Source organism: Bacillus sp. G16 (assembly GCF_021282335.1).
In the GTDB taxonomy this organism is placed as follows: domain Bacteria; phylum Bacillota; class Bacilli; order Bacillales; family Bacillaceae; genus Bacillus; species Bacillus inaquosorum.
Genome location: NZ_JAJSOZ010000004.1, coordinates 237419 through 256775 on the forward strand (window position 1 = coordinate 237419; position 19357 = coordinate 256775).

22 protein-coding genes and 1 other annotated feature are annotated in these 19357 nt (G+C 44.2%); of the genes, 3 read left to right on the top strand and 19 right to left on the bottom strand.

From position 1 onward, the window contains the following. Nucleotides 1–123: 123 nt before the first annotated feature. Together abnA and LWH95_RS06775 are read right to left on the bottom strand one after the other, a co-directional pair. Nucleotides 124–1095, bottom strand: a complete 972-nt coding sequence (abnA, locus tag LWH95_RS06770) for an arabinan endo-1,5-alpha-L-arabinosidase AbnA (protein ID WP_133486500.1) — start codon at nt 1093–1095, stop codon at nt 124–126. Between the two features lie 197 nt (nt 1096–1292). Further along, nucleotides 1293–2378: a M42 family metallopeptidase gene (locus tag LWH95_RS06775; RefSeq protein ID WP_232919202.1), complete on the bottom strand. Its 1086-nt coding sequence runs from the start codon at nt 2376–2378 to the stop codon at nt 1293–1295. A 183-nt stretch (nt 2379–2561) separates the two neighbouring features. Between LWH95_RS06775 and ysdB the strand changes: the two genes are divergently transcribed. After that, the gene (ysdB, locus tag LWH95_RS06780) at nt 2562–2954 is read left to right on the top strand and encodes a sigma W pathway protein YsdB (RefSeq protein ID WP_003237728.1); all 393 of its coding nucleotides are present in this window, start codon (nt 2562–2564) and stop codon (nt 2952–2954) included. A gap of 16 nt (nt 2955–2970) precedes the next feature. Here the strand turns inward: ysdB and LWH95_RS06785 are convergent, their stop codons facing one another. From LWH95_RS06785 to LWH95_RS06805, 5 genes are all read right to left on the bottom strand, one after another. Continuing rightward, nucleotides 2971–3240 carry a DUF1294 domain-containing protein gene (locus tag LWH95_RS06785; protein ID WP_019259137.1) on the bottom strand — a complete coding sequence of 90 codons (270 nt, stop codon included), beginning with the start codon at nt 3238–3240 and terminating at the stop codon, nt 2971–2973. Between the two features lie 55 nt (nt 3241–3295). Further along, a complete protein-coding gene (gene rplT, locus LWH95_RS06790) occupies nt 3296–3655 on the bottom strand; it encodes a 50S ribosomal protein L20 (protein ID WP_003222420.1) in 360 nt (119 codons plus the stop codon). Nucleotides 3656–3686: 31 nt separating this feature from the next. After that, the gene (gene rpmI / locus LWH95_RS06795; protein ID WP_003222418.1) at nt 3687–3887 is read right to left on the bottom strand and encodes a 50S ribosomal protein L35; all 201 of its coding nucleotides are present in this window, start codon (nt 3885–3887) and stop codon (nt 3687–3689) included. A gap of 12 nt (nt 3888–3899) precedes the next feature. Next, on the bottom strand, nt 3900–4421 hold the full coding sequence (infC, locus tag LWH95_RS06800) for a translation initiation factor IF-3 (protein WP_010886591.1): 522 nt from the start codon (nt 4419–4421) through the stop codon (nt 3900–3902). A 58-nt stretch (nt 4422–4479) separates the two neighbouring features. Then, nucleotides 4480–4610, bottom strand: a sequence feature (ribosomal protein L20 leader region). Nucleotides 4611–4739: 129 nt separating this feature from the next. Then, entirely contained in the window at nt 4740–4952 is a 213-nt protein-coding gene (locus tag LWH95_RS06805) for a hypothetical protein (protein ID WP_232919203.1), read from the bottom strand. 116 nt (nt 4953–5068) lie between these two features. Here LWH95_RS06805 and LWH95_RS06810 point away from each other — a divergent pair, with 116 nt between their 5' ends. Further along, the gene (locus LWH95_RS06810) at nt 5069–5731 is read left to right on the top strand and encodes a hypothetical protein (protein ID WP_232919204.1); all 663 of its coding nucleotides are present in this window, start codon (nt 5069–5071) and stop codon (nt 5729–5731) included. 29 nt (nt 5732–5760) lie between these two features. Here the strand turns inward: LWH95_RS06810 and lrgB are convergent, their stop codons facing one another. The 4 genes from lrgB to lytS all read right to left on the bottom strand — a co-directional run bounded on the left by lrgB (nt 5761) and on the right by lytS (nt 9535). Next, nucleotides 5761–6456, bottom strand: coding sequence for an antiholin-like protein LrgB (gene lrgB, locus LWH95_RS06815; RefSeq protein WP_232919205.1), 696 nt, complete (start codon nt 6454–6456; stop codon nt 5761–5763). Between the two features lie 20 nt (nt 6457–6476). Then, nucleotides 6477–6917, bottom strand: a complete 441-nt coding sequence (lrgA, locus tag LWH95_RS06820; RefSeq protein ID WP_232919206.1) for an antiholin-like murein hydrolase modulator LrgA — start codon at nt 6915–6917, stop codon at nt 6477–6479. 133 nt (nt 6918–7050) lie between these two features. Continuing rightward, complete coding sequence (gene lytT / locus LWH95_RS06825) at nt 7051–7776, bottom strand: two-component system response regulator LytT (RefSeq protein WP_019259139.1); 726 nt, start codon at nt 7774–7776, stop codon at nt 7051–7053. Continuing rightward, nucleotides 7754–9535, bottom strand: coding sequence for a two-component system sensor histidine kinase LytS (gene lytS / locus LWH95_RS06830; RefSeq protein WP_232919207.1), 1782 nt, complete (start codon nt 9533–9535; stop codon nt 7754–7756). Before lytS ends, lytT begins: the two co-directional genes overlap by 23 nt. A gap of 175 nt (nt 9536–9710) precedes the next feature. Between lytS and LWH95_RS06835 the strand changes: the two genes are divergently transcribed. After that, nucleotides 9711–10493 carry an HAD family hydrolase gene (locus LWH95_RS06835; RefSeq protein WP_019259141.1) on the top strand — a complete coding sequence of 261 codons (783 nt, stop codon included), beginning with the start codon at nt 9711–9713 and terminating at the stop codon, nt 10491–10493. Between the two features lie 42 nt (nt 10494–10535). Here the strand turns inward: LWH95_RS06835 and thrS are convergent, their stop codons facing one another. The 8 genes from thrS to LWH95_RS06875 all read right to left on the bottom strand — a co-directional run bounded on the left by thrS (nt 10536) and on the right by LWH95_RS06875 (nt 19338). Further along, on the bottom strand, nt 10536–12467 hold the full coding sequence (thrS, locus tag LWH95_RS06840) for a threonine--tRNA ligase (RefSeq protein ID WP_232919208.1): 1932 nt from the start codon (nt 12465–12467) through the stop codon (nt 10536–10538). A gap of 399 nt (nt 12468–12866) precedes the next feature. Then, a complete protein-coding gene (gene ytxC, locus LWH95_RS06845) occupies nt 12867–13712 on the bottom strand; it encodes a putative sporulation protein YtxC (RefSeq protein ID WP_232919209.1) in 846 nt (281 codons plus the stop codon). A 78-nt stretch (nt 13713–13790) separates the two neighbouring features. Further along, a complete protein-coding gene (locus LWH95_RS06850) occupies nt 13791–14432 on the bottom strand; it encodes a TVP38/TMEM64 family protein (RefSeq protein ID WP_003237748.1) in 642 nt (213 codons plus the stop codon). A gap of 33 nt (nt 14433–14465) precedes the next feature. Further along, a complete protein-coding gene (dnaI, locus tag LWH95_RS06855; protein WP_019259143.1) occupies nt 14466–15401 on the bottom strand; it encodes a primosomal protein DnaI in 936 nt (311 codons plus the stop codon). Nucleotides 15402–15428: 27 nt separating this feature from the next. Beyond that, nucleotides 15429–16850 (bottom strand): replication initiation membrane attachment protein DnaB, encoded by a 1422-nt coding sequence (gene dnaB / locus LWH95_RS06860; RefSeq protein WP_084992961.1) that lies wholly within the window; start codon nt 16848–16850, stop codon nt 15429–15431. 114 nt (nt 16851–16964) lie between these two features. Further along, the gene (nrdR, locus tag LWH95_RS06865) at nt 16965–17423 is read right to left on the bottom strand and encodes a transcriptional regulator NrdR (protein WP_003223586.1); all 459 of its coding nucleotides are present in this window, start codon (nt 17421–17423) and stop codon (nt 16965–16967) included. A gap of 273 nt (nt 17424–17696) precedes the next feature. Then, nucleotides 17697–18077, bottom strand: a complete 381-nt coding sequence (gene speD, locus LWH95_RS06870) for an adenosylmethionine decarboxylase (protein WP_003223584.1) — start codon at nt 18075–18077, stop codon at nt 17697–17699. Between the two features lie 238 nt (nt 18078–18315). Further along, complete coding sequence (locus tag LWH95_RS06875) at nt 18316–19338, bottom strand: glyceraldehyde-3-phosphate dehydrogenase (protein WP_232919210.1); 1023 nt, start codon at nt 19336–19338, stop codon at nt 18316–18318. Nucleotides 19339–19357 lie beyond the last annotated feature (19 nt).

Consider the following 19357-nt stretch of genomic DNA (forward strand, 5'->3'; position numbering starts at 1 on the left):
TACTAATGATGAAAAATAAATCAATAACTATTAATTTGTACGAACAATTTCATTATAGTAATTGACTATTATACTGTCAATCTTTTCTTTTAAAAAAGCCGGGCGCAGCCCCGGCTTTTTCATTCAATAGGAAGGCCAGCCCGAGCTCCAATTCAAATCATTGATAAGAAGCTTCGGAATGCCGTTGTCATTGGCGTCATAGGCATGACGAACAAGAATGTTTCCATTTACAATATCCTGGCCTCCGGGACCTTTCCATTGGTCGTTTCCGGAATCCAAAATGGTGCCCCCGCCATCCAGCATGCTTTTTCCGCTTTTATCAAGATAAGGGCCTGTAATGCTTTTAGATCTTCCGTAAGCAATTTTGTACGTACTGTTTACTCCGTCACAGCATTTATCAAATGAGACCATTAAATAGTAATAGCCATTTTGATACGTGAGAGTAGGAGCTTCCAGTGCCCCGCCATTATTCGGTCTGGCTGCAATCGAATAGAGCGAGCCTGTCGGCTTCATCGTACTCTTATCTAGCTTGGTCAGCTTAACCCCGCTCCAAAACGAGCCGAATGCAAGCCACGGGTTGCCATCCTTGTCAAATGTCAGCTCCGGATCGATGGCGTTATAATTATTGGAGCTTGTCGAACGGATTACCAAGCCTTCGTCCTTCCAGCTTCCCGAACTGATGCTTGTTGAAGATGCCAGTCCGATGGCAGATGTATTGCTTCCAAAAGAAGAGACTGAATAATACAGCCAGTACTTACCGTTATAGTATTGGATATCCGGCGCCCACTGGTTTTGGCCGTAATTCGGCACATAATTAGACCACCACGATAGCGGTGTGCTGAAAATGGATTTTTGTACGGTCCAGTTTTTAGCGTCCGAAGACTTCAGAACCCGCAGTCCCCGTTCTTCAGTAAGCCCTGTTCCAAGCGCGTACCACGAACTTCCCTCTTTGATCATAGTCGGGTCGTGAAGCAGCTCATTGGATGCCCCCCAAAATGCGGCCTCTGCTGGAGCAGCGGAAGTGAATATCAGTCCTGCAGCCAGAGCGGCACTCGAAAAGTGAAAGAAGCGTTTCCATGTTTTTTTCATTTTCAACTTGTCTAACCTCCTTTAAATTAGAAAGCGCTTACAAATAAAGATTGTTTTATCCTCCCTTCCTTACAAATGAGCTGCGTATCGTATGTCATCATGTTCAGGAAATTTTCGGTATCTTCTTTATTGTAGTCACTCTGTTGTAATTTGTACAGACAAAAAAATAGAACCCGCCCTAATAGGCGGATTCCTCCGTATCTTTATTGGTACGTAATCTCATCAACCGTTTTTCGGTCTAACTTCTTAATGACTTCTGTAATTAATTTTACCGCGTTTTCATAATCGTCACGGTGCAGCATGGCCGCGTGCGTATGAATGTAGCGGGTAGCAATGGTAATGGACAGTGCAGGAACGCCATTTGCTGTCAAATGGATGGCCCCCGAGTCAGTGCCGCCGCCGGCAATGGCATCAAATTGGTACGGAATGCCCGCTTTCTCTGCAGTAGCGACGACTATATCACGCAAGCCTTTATGAGAGACCATGGATGCATCGTAAATGATAATTTGCGGGCCTTTGCCCATTTTGCTTTGCGCTTCTTTCTCAGAAATGCCAGGCGTGTCTCCTGCTATCCCTACATCAACACCAAACGCAATATCAGGCTGAATGGTATGCGCAGCCGTTTTCGCTCCTCTGAGGCCGACCTCCTCCTGCACGGTTCCAACGCCATACACAATGTTTGGATGATCTGTGTTTTGTAAATTTCTTAACACATCAATGGCAATCGCACAGCCGATGCGGTTGTCCCATGCCTTCGCCAATAAGAATTTTTCATTATTCATGACCGTAAATTCAAAATGAGGAACAATCATATCTCCCGGGAGCACGCCCCATTCTAAGGCTTCTTCTCGACTTGGCGCTCCAATATCAATAAACATCTCTTTTATTTCTACTGATTTTTTTCTCGCTTCAGGAGATAAAATATGCGGCGGCTTAGAGCCGATAACCCCTGTGATGTCCCCTTTTTTCGTTACGATGGTAACACGCTGGGCCAGCATGACCTGAGCCCACCAGCCGCCAACGGTTTGGAAACGGATAAAGCCTTTATCAGTGATTTGTGTCACCATAAAGCCGACTTCGTCCAAATGTCCAGCAATCATAATTTTCGGGCCGTTTTCCGCACCTGTTTTTTTGGCAATTAAACTGCCCAACCGATCTGTTGTGACCTCATCAGCAAATGGTTCTATGTATGATTTCATCACTTGCCTTACTTCTCTCTCATTGCCCGGTATGCCTTTTGCATCTGTTAAATCTTTCAGCATGGTCAATGTTTCATCTAATTTTGCCATGTTCTAAAAACCTCCTTCATCAGTCCTGCATTCTTATTATACAAAACCTGGCGCTAACCATACGACTATTTCACTTGAAAATCGGGTATATGTTTTTAGAACTTTCTTTAGAAAAAGTGAAACCTTTTTCTATGCTCTTCGTATTACATCAGATCATCACAATAAGGGGGGTGCCTTCACACAATGTTTGTCATGGTTCTAAGGATTATATTGCTTGCACTTTTTGCTTATTGTATTTATGCCGCGGTCAAATATGTCGCGAATCCAAAAAGAAGGCTCAAGCTGGCCCAATCAAAAGAACATTTTTATATTATCGATGAACAGAACAATACCCGAAAAAACTTTCAGCTGACGTATAAAGGCGTGCTTTTTGAAGGAGAAAAGCATATTCCTTCCAAGGATCATCCGCTATTTATCCACACGATCTTTGTCTGGACAGAATCTCCTGAGAAGCTGAAGCATTTCTCTGTAAAAGATTTTGAAAACATTGAAGAAAAAGTGCTGGAACGATATCCAAATTGTAAGATTGACTGGGACCAGCCCATTAAACTCGCAAAAAAAGCAGAAGAGCGCTAAAACGCTTTTCTGCTTTTTATAAATCAAGCGGGCTGTAATAAATGCCGATCAAGATCGCTTCAATCACCAGAAGAAGCGGTACTCCGTACTTAAAAGACGCGTGTTTCGTTTTATGTCTGAAGGTTTGCATGCCGAGCCATACACCGAGCGCTCCAAAAACGATCGCAATCAGCCACAGCCGGTCTTCAGAAATTCTCCATTTATGCTGCTGCGCTTTTCGCTTGTCAACACCCATCACACAAAAACCGCACAGGTTCATCAGCACCAAATAGACAGCGATAACCATGTTGCCTCATCCTTTATATAAAAAAGCCGCTCTGCTGGAGAGCGGCCTTATATGATTACTTGTTTAATTGAGCTTTAGCAGCATCAGCAAGCTGATTGAATGCAGTAAGATCGTTTACAGCAAGATCAGCAAGCATTTTACGGTTTACTTCGATACCAGACAGCTTAAGACCGTGCATTAAACGGCTGTAAGAAAGACCGTTCATGCGAGCAGCTGCGTTGATACGAGTGATCCAAAGCTTACGGAAATCACGTTTTTTCTGACGACGGTCACGGAAAGCATAGTTTCCAGATTTCATGACCTGCTGGTTAGCTACTTTGTATAATGTATGTTTTGAACCGAAATAACCTTTTGCTAATTTAAGAACCTTTTTACGACGCTTACGTGTAACAGTTCCGCCTTTTACTCTTGGCATTAAATTTCCCTCCTAATTGTTCCTTGTCCGATTACTTGATGTTAGCAAGCATTTGTTTGATACGTTTGAAGTCTCCTGCGCTTACAACAGCACTCTTGCGAAGCTTACGCTTTTGCTTTTGAGATTTGTTGGCGAATAAGTGACTTGTGTACGCATGAGAACGTTTTAACTTCCCAGAACCTGTCTTTTTAAAACGTTTAGCAGATCCGCGGTGAGTTTTCATTTTTGGCATGGGATTTCCTCCTTATTGCTTTTCGTTTTTCGGCGCGAGCATTAAGAACATGCTGCGGCCGTCCATTTTTGGTTTTGTTTCGACAGTCGCAACCTCAGCACATGCTTCAGAAAAACGGTCTAACACACGCTGACCGATTTCTTTATGAGTGATTGCGCGTCCTTTAAAGCGGATAGAAGCTTTTACTTTATCGCCTTTTTCAAGGAATTTAATCGCATTGCGCAATTTCGTGTTAAAGTCATGCTCATCGATTGTCGGACTTAACCGAACTTCTTTTAAGTTAATGATTTTTTGATTCTTGCGTGCTTCTTTTTCCTTTTTCTGCTGCTCAAATCGGAACTTACCGTAGTCCATGATTCGGCAGACAGGCGGTTTTGCATTCGCTGCAACTAACACAAGGTCAAGATTTGCGCGGCCGGCGATTTCAAGTGCTTCCTGACGGGACTTGATTCCCAGCTGGTCGCCATTTTGTCCGATTAAACGGACCTCACGTGCACGGATACCCTCATTAACCAATTGATCTTTGCTAATAATGAGCCACCTCCATAGTTTCTTCGAATTGATTCACAACTCATTTTGACTGCATTCTGCAGGCAAACAAAAAGTGCGGGCATTATAAAACACCCACACTACGAACATCTGTATCAATAAAAATGTACGGTCAACCTGCCAACTACATGCATGTGTCAATCAGGTGAGAAGCGGGTGCTTCTACTTGTGATTTATATTCAATTCAATAACTATTCTACACAATACCGGATCTTTAGTCAAGGACGACTTATCCGGAACAACTTTTACATTGTAACATGGGTTTTCTATGAGTGCAAGAGAGAAAAAGAAAATCTTTCATCCTCATCCAGAATGGAAAGTTTCTGAACCGCTTAGCCACGCATCAAGTGTTCTGTTGAATAAGCTCGGTTCAGCCTGCGGTGCTACATGACCGATCCCCGAAATGCTGAAAGTAGCTGATTTGCTGTTCCCACATCCAGCCGCTGACACCCCGCCATGAATAAAGACCATGAGCCGAGGATGGTAAACATCTGATTCTATTGTATATAGAATCAATAGTCTCCTTCCATCCTTCTCCTTATTTCGCAGCTTCCCATAAAACCACTGACAGGAAAAAATGTAAAGTAAAGTTAATCCCTAACCGATATAAGAAGCAGAAGGGAGTCTGACACATGAACAAACTGATACAGCTTGCTTTATTTTTCACATTGATATTAACCGGTTGCTCGAATAGCAGCACATCTTCTGAACCAAAAGCTGAAACGGTTAAGACAGCCGTAGTATTTAATCAAAAGGAACTAGAAAAAGAGCTGAAAAAACTAAAACCCGTTTCACTGGACATGGATTTCGAGAGTCCACTCGCTGCTGAGTTAGGAAAGCGGAAGGCAAAAGAAGCAGCCGAGAAGCAAAGACAGATCGCAGCCGAGAAAAAACGTGAAAAAGAGCGGGAGGCGAAACGAAAGAAACAGCAGGAGGAAGCAGCGGAGAGACAGCGATTGGCAGAGCAGCAGGCTGCAGAGAGACAGCGATTAGCGGAAGCGGAAAGACAAGCTGAACTTGAAAGACAGCGGCAGGCAGCAATCCAAAAAGAACAGAAAGCGAACGCTGAAAAAAAGCGGCAATCGCAGGCACAACGGCAGCAGACCGAGGCACCCTCATCTAATAGTCAAGATCCACCTTCTTCCTCGAGCCAGACGGATAAAACCATTCAACAGCCAGCTTCAGAGCTTCCTGATGACGATAGTTATGGTTATGAAGAACGAAAAAAGTGGCATGACGATCAAGTGGAATGGGGCATTAAACAAGGGTATATCGATCCCGAAGACGCACCATAAAAGAAAAAGCCAAGGCATTCAGCCTTGGCTTATCCTCCGATCAGCTGCATGAACACAGGGATGACCAGAACCGTTACCACTCCCACTACGACAACAGCAATACTTGCCATCGCAGCTTCAACTTCTCCCATCTCGATCCCGACAGCTACACCGAGTGCATGTCCGGACGTTCCGAGTGCCAATCCTTTAGAAATCGGATTCTTTACTTTAAACACCTTCAAGAACAATGCTCCGAGCGCATACACAATGACAGCGTTAAAGATGACCGCAAAGGCAGTGATATCGCTAATGCCTCCGATGTCTTTTGATAAAGGAAGCGCAATTGCCGTTGTTGCCGCCTGCGGGAGCATACTTTTCATCACGGCCGCATCGAGGTGAATGCCTTTTGCGAGTAAATAAACAATCGTGACAGAGCAGATAGAGCCGACAATAATGGAGGACATGATTTGCCACCAGTATTTTTTCAGCTTATCTCTTTGTTTGTACAAAGGAATGGCAAAAGCGATCGTCGCCGGTTCAAGGAAAAACTTAATGATTTCTCCCCCGTTATTATAGTCCACGTAGGAAAAACCGCCGATTTTTAAAAAAGCGATCCCAAGCACCATGGCAACAAACAAAGGAGTGAAAAGGAAGAAGCCTTTCGTTTTCTTAAATAAAAAGGTGCCGATGCCGAATGCAGCAAGTGATACGACAATTCCGAAATAAGGACTCATTGTGCTTTCCATCTGAAGAACCTCCTTTTTCCTTAATGGTGAACGAGTTCTTTATTGTTCTGCGGGCTTTGCACTGTTTTTGTTTTCACTTCCGCTGCGGTTTTGCGTTTTCCGCTCAGCGAAAGAATCAGCTGAGAAAACAATCCCGTAGCCCCCAGCAAAATAATCGTTGCGAGCAGAATGACAAGAACAATTTGCAAACCGTATTGCTGCATCACGCCAAGCGAATTCATAACAGATATACCAGACGGAACAAATAAAAATCCGATCAGAGAGGTTAAAGACGTTCCGAGCGTTTCTACTTGTTCCAGTTTAATGACTTTCAAACATAATAGGAGAAATAATAAGACCAACCCTACAACCGATGCCGGGATAGGGATTGGGACAATAGCGGCAATCATATTTGAAACCAGCATAATGACGGCAAAAATAAATGCTTGTGTTAAAAACCCGTACACTTTTTTAGCACTCATTTTCTTCACCTCTTTCTCTTTGGTACCCCCATTATAAATAAGAATCCCTTATTATAAAGCGCTTACAAGATAACATGCCGAATAGCGGGACTGAGTTGCAGAAACAAATGGCTGAAATGCAAAAAGCCGCCCATCAAATATGGAGCAGCTTTTTCAATTCCTTCGCATATGTCCGGCTGACCGGTATTTTTGATCCATCTTTCATAATCAGGTTATAGGTTGAATTAAACCACGGCTGAATTTCTTTAAGATATTCGGTATTGACGACAAAGCTCCGATGGACGCGGATAAAACCAGCATCAGACAGCTTTTTCTCAATGACAACGAGCGTATCGCTGACCGTATACGATGTATCGAAGGTTTTTACATTGACGTGACCATCTTCCGTTCCGGCATAGATAATGTCCTTCGTATCTACGATCACTATTGATTCTCCTACAGATAGTGCGAGTTTGTGCTGGCCGGAATGACTGCTCTGATCTGTTTCAACAATATCCCGATTGACTTTTTTATATTTTTTCAGCGTTTGCTGAATTCTTTCCTCATCGAAAGGCTTGGTTAAATAATCAAGGGCGTCCACCTCAAATGCTTTGAGCGCATACTGGTCATATGCCGTCGCAAACACAACAGCAGGAGGATGCTTCATTTTCTTCAACCGCTTTGCGATATCAAAACCGTTTTCTCCGGATAAATCAACGTCTAAAAACAGCAAGTCAGGCTTTTGATCCATCATTTGATCAAAAGCAGATTCAATATTTTCCGCTTCATTGATTTCCATTTCCTCATTGGTCCGCTTGAGCAAGTAAGCCAGTTCATCCCTTGCCAGCATCTCATCATCAACTATTAACACCCTGAGCATGTTCTTCTCCCTCTTTCATATGTTGCATTGGCACTCGAAAGGAAACCTCTGTCCCTTTATGAACCTCACTCCTGATATTCAGTGCGGCCTGCTGTCCGAATAAACCGATCAGCCGCTGATTCAGGTTATAAAGCGCTGTGCCGGTTCCCTCCTTAGACGGAAACGGTTTCTTTCCCAACTCGGGAAGGATGTCCGGCGGAATTCCCCGTCCGTTATCCGTCACCTTCATATAGACGGATGTATCATCAGATAAGACACAGACCGTAACTTTGCACATGTCTTGTTTTTTCGGAAACGCATGCCGAAGCGCGTTCTCCACAAGCACCTGTAAAACAAACGGTGGGATTTCAATCTGCTCCAGCCTGCTGTCGATATTGAGCTCAATCTTATATTTCCCAGGAAAACGCGCCTGTTCTAATGATAAATAGGCGTGGAGGTGGTTCAGCTCCTTTGAGAGCGGAATCAGCAGCTGTCTCGCTCCTTGAAGGTTTGAACGAAAATAAACGCTGAGCTGCAATAAGAGCTTACGGGTTTTTTCAACATCCGTGCGGCATAACGCAGAAATTGTATTGATCGCATTAAATAAAAAATGCGGATTCACCTGTGCTTGAAGCGCTTTTATTTCAGCATCCTTGAGAAGCTTGCTTTGCAGCTCTGCTTCCCCAAGCTCAAGCTGTGTCGAAAACAGCATGGCCAGCCCCTCAGCAAGCTCCTCTTCTACCTGACTCAGGCCTGCCGGGTTTTTAAAGTACATTTTTAAGGTGCCGATTGTATTTCCGTTTGATGTCAGCGGCAGGACAATTGCCGCGTGCAAAGGGCATTCAGAATGTGTGCATTCAATCTCTTCCTGTGAAATCGCCTTCATAATTTGCCCTGTTTTTATCACCTTTTTGGACAGGCCGGTGATCAAGCTTTTTGATGGGATGTGATGATCCATTCCCGCGCCGACATGCGCAAGGATCTTTTCTTTATCAGTGAGAGACACCGCATCCGTTCCGGTCAGCTTATGGATAATAGACGCTACACTTTTACAGGAGTTTTCATTTAATCCTTGGCGAAAAAATGGAAGCGTCTGGTCAGCAATCGTCAGCACTCTGTGCGTTTCAAGCGCCCTTGCCTGCTCTTCCTTGCGAATGATCGCTTGGATAATCGACAGGAAAATAAAACTGCCTGTCCCATTGATGAGTATCATCGGAATTCCGATCATGCTGACAAGCTCCCAAGCGTCACTGAACGGCTTTGCCATCAGCAAAATAATCACCATCTGCAGTGACTCCATGCCGATTCCCACAAGAGCGGCGACACGCGGTGTCGGCATTCGGTAGCGCTTCGTAAAATACCTGCCGATAAAGCCGGCAAGAACACCCGCTAAAACGGATGATACCGCACAGCTTAAGGCCGTGCTGCCGCCGAGCGAAAAACGATGAAGGCCTGCCAGTATACCGATCCCCGCCCCTACAAACGGACCTCCGAGAAGGCCTCCGATTTCCACGCCCAAAATACGGGTGTTTGCAATAGAGCCAGACGGATCTATCGCAAACACCCAGTCATTGTTTACAATCATATTTTTTTGAATTTCAATGCCTGTATAATTGCTGATGATGCTGAAAAGAGAAAAAATAGAAATTAAAACCGCTTTTCCTTTATAGCCGTCCTGATTTTGCAGCGCTTGTCTGAACAGCTTTGTATGGGCGAGAATGAACCCCAATATAACAATAATCCCTACCCTCTCAAGCATCATAATCATTAAATGAATCATGCATGTCACCTGTTCTTTCCATTTTCATTCTAGCATGTTTTCGGTCCATGAATTTCATGGCTGACTGTTTTTTTAAAATCGTCTGAAAACATATTTCACAAGGCTATTATCTATTGTAAAATAAAACATGAGCCTTTTGGCAGAAAGATTTGAATCTGAAGCAGAGGAGAAGATCATGAAAGCCGTATTTTTTGATTTAGACGATACACTACTTTGGGATGAAAAAAGCGTCAGAACAACATTTGCAGAAACTTGTTTACAAGCGGAGAAAAAATATGGCCTTGACCATCAGGCATTCGAAGCAGCTGTTCGCGAAGCGGCGAGAGAATTGTACATGTCATATGAGACGTATCCATATACAGTGATGATCGGCATTAACCCGTTTGAAGGACTGTGGTCCAATTTCTCAGAACCGATCAGTGAAGGATTTCAGAAGCTGAACAAGATTGTGCCGGAGTACAGAAGAAATGCATGGACAAACGGACTGAAAGCGCTTGGCATCGATGATCCGGCATACGGCGAATTTTTAGGAGAGTTTTTTGCGGCAGAGCGCAGAAGACGCCCGTTTGTATATGATGAGACATTTGCTGTACTCGATCAATTAAAAGGCAAGTATGAATTGCTGCTTTTGACAAACGGAGATCCGAGTCTGCAAAAGGAGAAACTCGCAGGCGTGCCTGAACTCGCTCCTTATTTCAATGAAATCGTCATTTCGGGCGCTTTCGGCAAAGGGAAACCGGATGTTTCAATCTTTGAACACTGCCTTAAGCTGATGAATATTGAAAAAGACGATGCGATCATGGTCGGCGATAATTTGAATACTGATATTTTAGGCGCTTCAAGAGCCGGAATGAAAACCGTTTGGATCAACCGGACGGATAAGAAAAACGAAACTGACGTGACGCCTGATTACATCATCAGCAGCCTTCATGATTTGTTTCCTATATTAGAGAAATAAAAAGAGCATGATCTCTTCAATGAGATCATGCTCTTTTTTATGTTATTTTTTCGCTTCAGCTACTGCCTTTTTCACAAAATCATCAAATGAAATGGTTTCAGAGTTCTGCTCTCCGTACTTACGGACGTTTACCGCTCCGTTTTCTGCCTCTTGGTCACCGACCACAAGCATATACGGAATTTTTTGCATTTGCGCTTCACGGACTTTGTAGCCGATTTTTTCATCACGGCTGTCGACTTCTACGCGCAGGCCTTCACGCTGCAGGCGTTCCTGCACTTTTTTCGCGTAGTCTAAATGCACAGCCGGAGAAACCGGGATGACTTGGAATTGAACCGGTGCAAGCCATGTTGGCAGCGCGCCTTTGTGTTCTTCGATTAAGAAGGCAACAAAACGTTCCATTGTTGATACGACACCTCTGTGAATAACAACCGGACGGTGCTGCTTGCCGTCTTCGCCAATATAAGTCAGATCGAAACGTTCAGGCAATAAGAAGTCAAGCTGAACCGTAGACAATGTTTCTTCTTTGCCGATCGCTGTTTTCACCTGAACATCAAGTTTAGGGCCGTAGAATGCCGCTTCACCTTCTGCTTCGTAATAATCATGGCCGATTTCGTCCATTGCTTCTTTCAGCATGGATTGTGCTTTGTTCCACATTTCATCGTCATCAAAATATTTCTCTGTGTCTTCCGGATCACGGTAAGAGAGACGGAATGTGTAATCACTTAAACCGAAGTCTTCATATACTTCCTGGATTAAACGGACTGTACGGATAAACTCATCCTTAATTTGATCCGGACGCACAAAGATGTGCGCATCGTTTAATGTCATGCCGCGCACACGCTGAAGACCTGACAGCGCACCTGACATTTCATAGCGGTGCATTGTTCCCAGCTCCGCAATACGAATCGGAAGCTCGCGGTAGCTGTGGATGTCGTTTTTGTAAATCATCATATGGTGCGGGCAGTTCATCGGGCGGAGCACAAGTGTTTCATTATCCATTTCCATCGGAGGGAACATGCCCTCCTGATAATGATCCCAGTGTCCTGATGTTTCATACAGCTCTTTGCTTCCAAGCACAGGTGTGTATACGTGCTCATAGCCGAGGCTGATTTCTTTATCGACAATATAGCGCTCGATGACGCGGCGGATTGTCGCGCCTTTTGGCAGCCAAAGCGGCAGTCCTTGTCCGACTTTTTGAGAATTCGCAAACAGCTTTAATTCTTTGCCGAGCTTTCTGTGGTCACGCTCTTTTGCTTCTTCAAGCATGCGAAGATGCTCTTCAAGATCAGCTTTTTTGAAGAACGCTGTGCCGTATACGCGCTGAAGCATTTGGTTGTTGCTGTCACCGCGCCAATATGCACCTGCAAGGCTTAACAGCTTAAACTCTTTGATTTTTCCTGTTGAAGGAACGTGCACGCCGCGGCACAGGTCAAAGAATTCGCCTTGCTCATAGATCAAAACCGTTTCTCCTTCAGGAATCGCATCCAATAGTTCAAGCTTCAGGTCGTCGCCGATTTCTGCAAAACGGGCTTTCGCTTCTTCACGGCTGACTTCTTTTCGAACGATCGGAAGGTTCGCATTGACGATTTTTTTCATTTCTTTCTCAATTTTCGGCAGATCTTCCGGCGTAATCGCTTCTTCCATTTCTACATCGTAGTAAAAACCGTTTTCGATGACTGGACCGACACCGAATTTAACATCTTTGTAGATGCGTTTAATCGCTTGAGCCAGCAAATGAGCCGTACTGTGGCGCATAATTTGAAGACCTTCTTCTGAGCCTTCTGTAATGATTTCCACTGTACCGTCTTCATTGATCGGTGTTCTCAAATCGATTTCTTTTCCGTTCAGTTTTCCGGCTAATGATTTCTTCTTTAATCCCGGACTGATGGATGCCGCGATATCTTCTGTTGTTGTTCCTTTCGCAAACTCCTTGACTGCTCCGTCAGGAAATGTGATTTTTACCATATCTGACATCTTTGTCACTCCTTTTTTTTGCATATAAAAACCCCGCCCCCTATGAAAGGGACGAGGTTGAATAAACGGAATCGTGGTTCCACCCTTTTTTCCGCATAGCCAATACCCCGGCACCTGCGGCTCTAAGCTCTGTAACGGGAGTTCCCGTCAGCCATTACTGTTCCTTATGAAGGAGTTCACAGCTGAAGTTCAAAGGCGGTAAAGCGAATGGTCCTTAGCTGGGAAGCTTGCAGCCGTGACTTCCCTCTCTTTGAGCCGGTATCATTCCTTCATGTCCTTATCAATACGTGTGTCTTTCTTGATCTCCTATGTATTATAAATTGTTCATTCCAAAAAATCAACACGATCGTATTTCCTTTTTTTCAAACCGACAGCCTTATATATACAGGCTGCCGGCCCTTATCCTTCCGAGTGCTTTACCGGTATTTCTGCACCTGAAAAAGCGTGCAGCGGAAGCATTTCCATTCGCTCTTGAAATACGTTTTGAATGGTCCTTGCCATCATGTGCTCGGGCTGGTCGGTGTAAAGCACCACTTCATCAGGCGCGATGGAAATCAGCGGCGCAAGCAAATGAGAATCAATGTACATAGGATGATCCCGGACAAATCGCCTGTCTATGTATTTCATTTTTTCCCGTTCCGGCACATAGCGCAGCTCCCACAATGTAAATGAACCATCATGGACAATATGCACCTTTTTGATTCGCGGCTGTTTGGCTGTTACATAGTCTCTGAGTGTTTGAATAAAGTTTTGATATTCCTGTTCCATCTTATATTCATCTATCGCCGCTTCCGTAATGTCTCTCAGCTGCTTGTAGTATTGTCCGAGTCGGAAAGTCTGAAAAGAACGAATGGAAAATACGCCTTCCTCTAAACAGATCGTTTGGAGTTCATCCAAAATTGATTGTTTCCGCGAAAGCTTTAGCGGCTCAAACGGAAGATCGTCCGCTTCTCCTTCAATAATACTGTGTGCGAGCTGAAGGATTTGCTGCTGTTCATCCTGGTCCGTGAAGCAGTATGTTCCCTCAATCAATGACAGCATATGCTCGTCTTCTTTGCATTCCAAAAAAAATTTGACCAGAATTGGCTCCATAAAACGCTGAATAGAGAAAGCCGGCTTCGCTTTTTCAATCCCGATTTTCCGTATGCCTTCACGGACAATGAGGTTGTTCCGATCGTCCGAATGCTGAATGAGATGTAAAAAAGCGGCTGCATCATGGTCATCTTCAAAGATTATTTCAAGCATGTTTGTCCCCCCTTACGGCATCTGTTACAAGTATATGGGGGATGTTTTTAAAATAGACGTAAAGGTCACTGGCAAATCTTAATTTGATTCTTGAAACAAGCTTTGCATTTTCTTTCTGAAGATAAATGGCAGCGAGACAAAAACGATATACAAAGTGAGCACCATAAAGAAAGCGGGCAGATTCCCAGTCAAAAAGCTCGCTCCCAGCACATTCAGCGCAATGGTTCCAGGGATGATTCCCACGGCCGTCGCTGCAAAATACGGCAGCGCTTTGACATTGGAAAGGCCTGCCGCATAGCTGACGAAATCAAAATTGATCGGCAGGATTCTTAAAAGAAAGATATAAAAAAATCCGTTATCCTCCATTTGCTTCTGAATGGCTTCCAGCTTTTCGTAATGGCCGTTCTTTTTCGCCGCAAACAAACCGGCCGCAAAAAACGATACAGCAGAAGCGCACATCGAACCGAACAATGTGTAAAGCGTGCCGACAAGCGGGCCAAACGCAAGTCCGCCCGCTATAGAAATAACAGATACCGGAAATAAAACAAGAGGTCTGACGATGGATATCCCGATAAACATAAGCGGCGCAAAGACCCCGAATGACAATACCCATACTCTGATCTCTTTCGGCGATAAATTCAAATACGTTTTATTTCCCCAATAGACTAAACCTGCACCTGCAAGCACTGCCAGCCATTTAACAGCCGTTTTTATTTTCATACCCTCAGTTCCTTCCCCTTTGAACCGCAGCGATTACGGATGGCGGCGGTTTTCTCCGTCAAGGCGGATCGGAGCAGCCAGATATAATATCCGCTCCATTAGTCTTGCCGCTTTTACTTCTTCCTTTTCTCCCCTTTGCGAATACGTAAAATGATGCTTCAGCTCGTCAGGTGAGAAATTAGAAGAAAAGAAAGTCGGCAGCTGCTGGGACATTCTGTGCTGAAGCACCGTTCCAATGACTTCATCCCTTACCCAGCTTGTCATTGATTCCGCCCCGATGTCATCAAGCATCAATACGGGTGTTGTTTTGACCATATTGAGTTTCTCTTCCAATGAATGGTCTTGCAGCGAATTTTTAAGCTCTCTCACAAATTCGGGCACATAGACGATCATAGAGGAATACTCTTTTTCCGCCAGCTCATTGGCAATCGCAGCGAGCATAAACGTTTTTCCTACCCCGAACTTCCCGTATAAGTACAGTCCTTTCCCTTTTCCCGTCTCATTATAGCTTTTCAGAAAATCTGTAACATGCTGGAACATCGCGAGCCTGCTCGGGTCACTGATATCGACCTGCTGGAACGTTGCCCCGAGGAGATCCTGCTGGATATACATGCTTTTCATAAGAGACTTTTGTTTTTTCTGCTGGTCGAGCTTCCGTTTGACCGGACATTCATAATACTCGATATCAATAGAGCGGCCATTGACAACAAGCTTCGGATGGTAGCCCTCCAACAGATTGTTGCAATCTTCATCTTCCGAACAATAGGAGCAATTCTTGCTTTGCCCGATATATTCATAAAGCTTATTTAAGCTCTTTTCGATCATTTTTTGGTCAATTATTTCTTCGTTTTCCTTCAAAAATACCTGAACATCTTGATCATTCATGACTTTTTCCTTCATTTGTTCTAGGCGTTTTTGGAAATCCGGTCTGCCGGTTACGCCCTGCAGGGAACGGCCGATTGGTTCCATCTATTACTTCACCCCGCATCTCTGCCTTTAATAGGCAGAGTATTTTTTCAGTTTTTGCATTTCTTCCATCATCTTTTTCTTCTGTTCTTCCAAATCCTGCGGTTGCAGCTTCTGCTGTCCGGCTTCTGAATCGGATGCTGTCTCTTTTTCTTTCATCCAATCAGGAAGTTTTTCTTCGCGAATCACTTTTTGGTTTCGTTTTGAAGGCTGATTTGCTTTTCCCTCAGCCCATTCAAGGTATTGGCGGTTTTCTTCTATCGCGAGCTTCATCGCTTCTCTGACCGTTTTTACCTTTTTGCGCGCCCAATGCGAGGCGATTTTTTGAATATAGTTTTTCGATAGCTTCATGTCAGTTTTCAGCATGACATAATAAATTAACACATTTGTAACGCCTGGCTCGAGCTTCTGTTCAAACATAATTTCTTCAATGATTTTCAGATCCGCTTTTGACGGCTCTGTTCCGTCGGCAATGTCCTGGAGAAGCTTCTTCGGAGAAATCGCCTCCAGCAATGCGATCAGCTTTCCGTCCAGTGAATCCTCTTCCACCGGCTTTTCGCCTTCACGCAGGTGCACCGGCTGTGTTTTTTCCACTAAGTCAGGCAGCTGTCCGTTTCTTTCGATTTGATACCAATCGCTGGCCGCTTTTCTTAAAGCCTCCGTCGTAATCACATCACGCTCATCAATCGCACTCATCACGACATTTTGCATCTGCAAAGGATCTATGCCATACAGATAAGAAAGCTTTTTGATTGTGTCGCGCACCTGCTGGGTCATCGCTTTTCTCGGAATCATCGTCTCAGAAAGTCCCGCTAAAAACAAATCAAAATCAAACACTTCCTCCGTTATGGTGTAGGACGGCGCTTGTCCGACAGAAGTATATTCTGTGCCCGGCGCAAGTCTCACCGTTTCCTCCATATCAGATGTGAGCTTCCATTCACTCGGCTGCAGCGATTCAAACGCATGATTAAACGGCCGCGTAATGTCCTTCGCATCTTCTGAAATAGCCGGGTGCGTGAAAAATTGTTTTAATTGCTGATACTTTGTTTTTCCGACTCTATTGTACAGAAAAACATTCAGCATTCCGTCTTCAAAAAATTCATTTGGCCTGAGCGGTGGGAGGAGTTCATATATAAAGAGGCGCTCCTGCCGCTCGGATTCTTTCATATATGCTTTTAGCAATCCGATGCCCTCGAGCTTCCCCTGTTCCTGATGAATCGTTTTTAAATTGGACTGTGTCATCCCCATCAGCTGTCTATGTGTGGACTCTCCGCCCCACAAACGGTTTTGTTCAAGCTCTCCCCACAATGTCATATAAAGAGAGAATGCAACAGGGCCGATTAAGGGCTGATACAGTTGTGTGATAATTTGTCTGTCTATATCCTGCAGCATCGATCTGCTTTTGACCACATACGGATCTACAGGCAGTACATCTTTCCAATAGTCAGCCATACATTCTCAAACCTTCCGAATTTGTTTCTACCTTTCATTTTACACCGTTTCTTATATCTATCAAATGCCAATTTTGCACATGAGAAAAGAGCTAGAAGAATCCTCTTAGCTCTTTTAACGCTCTTTCTTTATTAAGTCTTTTAATTCGTCGATAAAGACATTTATATCTTTAAACTGCCGATAGACGGACGCGAACCGCACATATGCGACTTCATCAATCTTAGCCAGCCGGTCCATGACCATTTCTCCGACGAGCTCGCTTTTTACCTCAGAGCAGCCTTGATTGCGAAGTTCTTTTTCAATATCAAAGCACATGTCTTCAAGCGTTTTGAGTGAAACGGGTCTTTTTTCACATGCTTTTATGAGACCGCGCAGCATTTTTTCTCTGCTGAATTCCTCACGCACGCCTTCTTTTTTCACTACGATGAGCGGGGTTTCCTCTACTTTCTCAAAGGTCGTAAACCGGTAGTGGCAGGATTCGCACTCACGTCTTCGGCGAATCGATTTTCCGTCATCCACAGGACGTGAATCAAGGACTCGCGTTCCGTTATGCTGGCATGAAGGACATTTCAATAAAATCAGCTCCCAACTATTTCGTTCCCTGCAATGTATTTTCGGCAGCCTCCGCCTTTTCAAAATAAATGTGACAGCCATCTGTCGGGAGAGCCGTTGTGTAAAGCATTCTACAGCATCAGGTGGTTTGTGAAAATCTCTTTCTTATTTTACAAAAAAAATGAAAAAAGAAAAAGCTGACCACTCTTGTTTCTTTATAAAAATAAAAGGAGCATAAGCTAAAAAGCGCATAACGGCTTTCTAGCTTCAGCTCCCTTTGTGTTCGTGATTACTTTATAGTACCTTCGCTTGCGCCTGTTTAATTTGCACAGGCCCCATTCCTCTCGGTATTTCAATGTTTTCTCTTGTATCAGCATGTAATGCCTCTGCAATGTAGTCAGCAGCAACATTAGGATCTAAGTCTCCACAAGTATAAACATCAATGCTCGCATATCCGTGCTCAGGAAAACTGTGAATTGTTAAGTGTGATTCAGAAATAATCACAACTCCGCTTACGCCTTGCGGTGCAAATTTGTGAAATGCAACCTCGCGCACCTCAGCACCTGATTTTAGAGCAGCATTTACAAACGTTTTTTCAATAAAATCCATGTCATTCAGCTTATCAAAATCGCATCCCCATAGCTCGGAGATAACGTGACGCCCCATTGTTTCCATAGTCATGGACCCCCCTTAACAAGAATTAAAAAGTGAAATTCCAACAACTGGGTCGGCCATTTACCACGGGGGAAAGTTAGTCCGGAGAGGTCCTAACCCTTTAAGTAATTCCGAAACAGTCTCAAGCAAGAAGTTCACGAAAAATAGTATACTGTGTTTAAGTCTAATTTGCAAGGTGCGTTTTTTCAGAAATATGCTGTTAAGGGTTTTTTCTTCAAAGTGCGTCCATGACCTTATTCTATACAGCAGACGGATGTTTCATTCGTGCCGCTACATGGCGGATCAGATCAACGACTCTGCATGAGTAGCCCCATTCGTTGTCATACCATGCGAGCACCTTTACTTTCCTGTCTTCCATTACCATTGTCGTAAGCCCGTCAATGACCGCTGAATGGGGATTCGTATTGTAGTCAGTTGAAACGAGCGGTTCCTCTGAATAATCAAGCACGCCGTACATCGACGTTTTGGCAGCCCGTTTAAATGCCTCGTTTACCTCTTCAGCCGTTACATCTGATTTCAGATCGACAACGAGATCAACTAATGAGACGTTCGGAACAGGGACACGCAAGGCGAGGCCATGAAGCTTTCCTTTCAGATGCGGCAGTACGAGCGAAAGCGCCTTTGCCGCTCCAGTTGTCGTTGGAATGATGGATTCACCGCAGGCCCGCGCCCGGCGCAAATCTTTGTGCGGATTATCAATATTTTTCTGGTCATTCGTATACGCATGAACCGTGGTCATCAGCCCGCTCTCAATACCAAATTCTTCATCCAGCACTTTAACAACAGGCGCAAGGCAGTTTGTCGTGCATGACGCATTCGAAATGATGACATGACGGTCAGCGTCGAATTGGTCCTCATTTACTCCCATCACAATGGTAACGTCTTCATTTTTTCCCGGAGCAGTCAGAATGACTTTTTTCGCACCCGCTTCTATATGGCCCATCGCTTTATCTTTTGAATTAAATTTTCCTGTTGCTTCAACGACAATGTCAATATCATATTCGCCCCAAGGAAGCTGTTTTGGATCACGGCTGTTTAATAAAAGCACTTTCTTTCCATTCACGATCAGGCTGTCTTCACCAGCCAAAACCTCTTTGTCGTACCTGCCGTGAATTGTGTCATACTTTATTAAATGAGCCAGCGTTTCTGCGGAATAGCTGGCATTAATGGCCACTACTTGAATTTGATCGTCTAACATTGCTTTTCTGAAGACCATTCTTCCGATTCTTCCAAACCCGTTGATCGCTACTTTTACCTTCATGTTGGACACCCCTTATCAA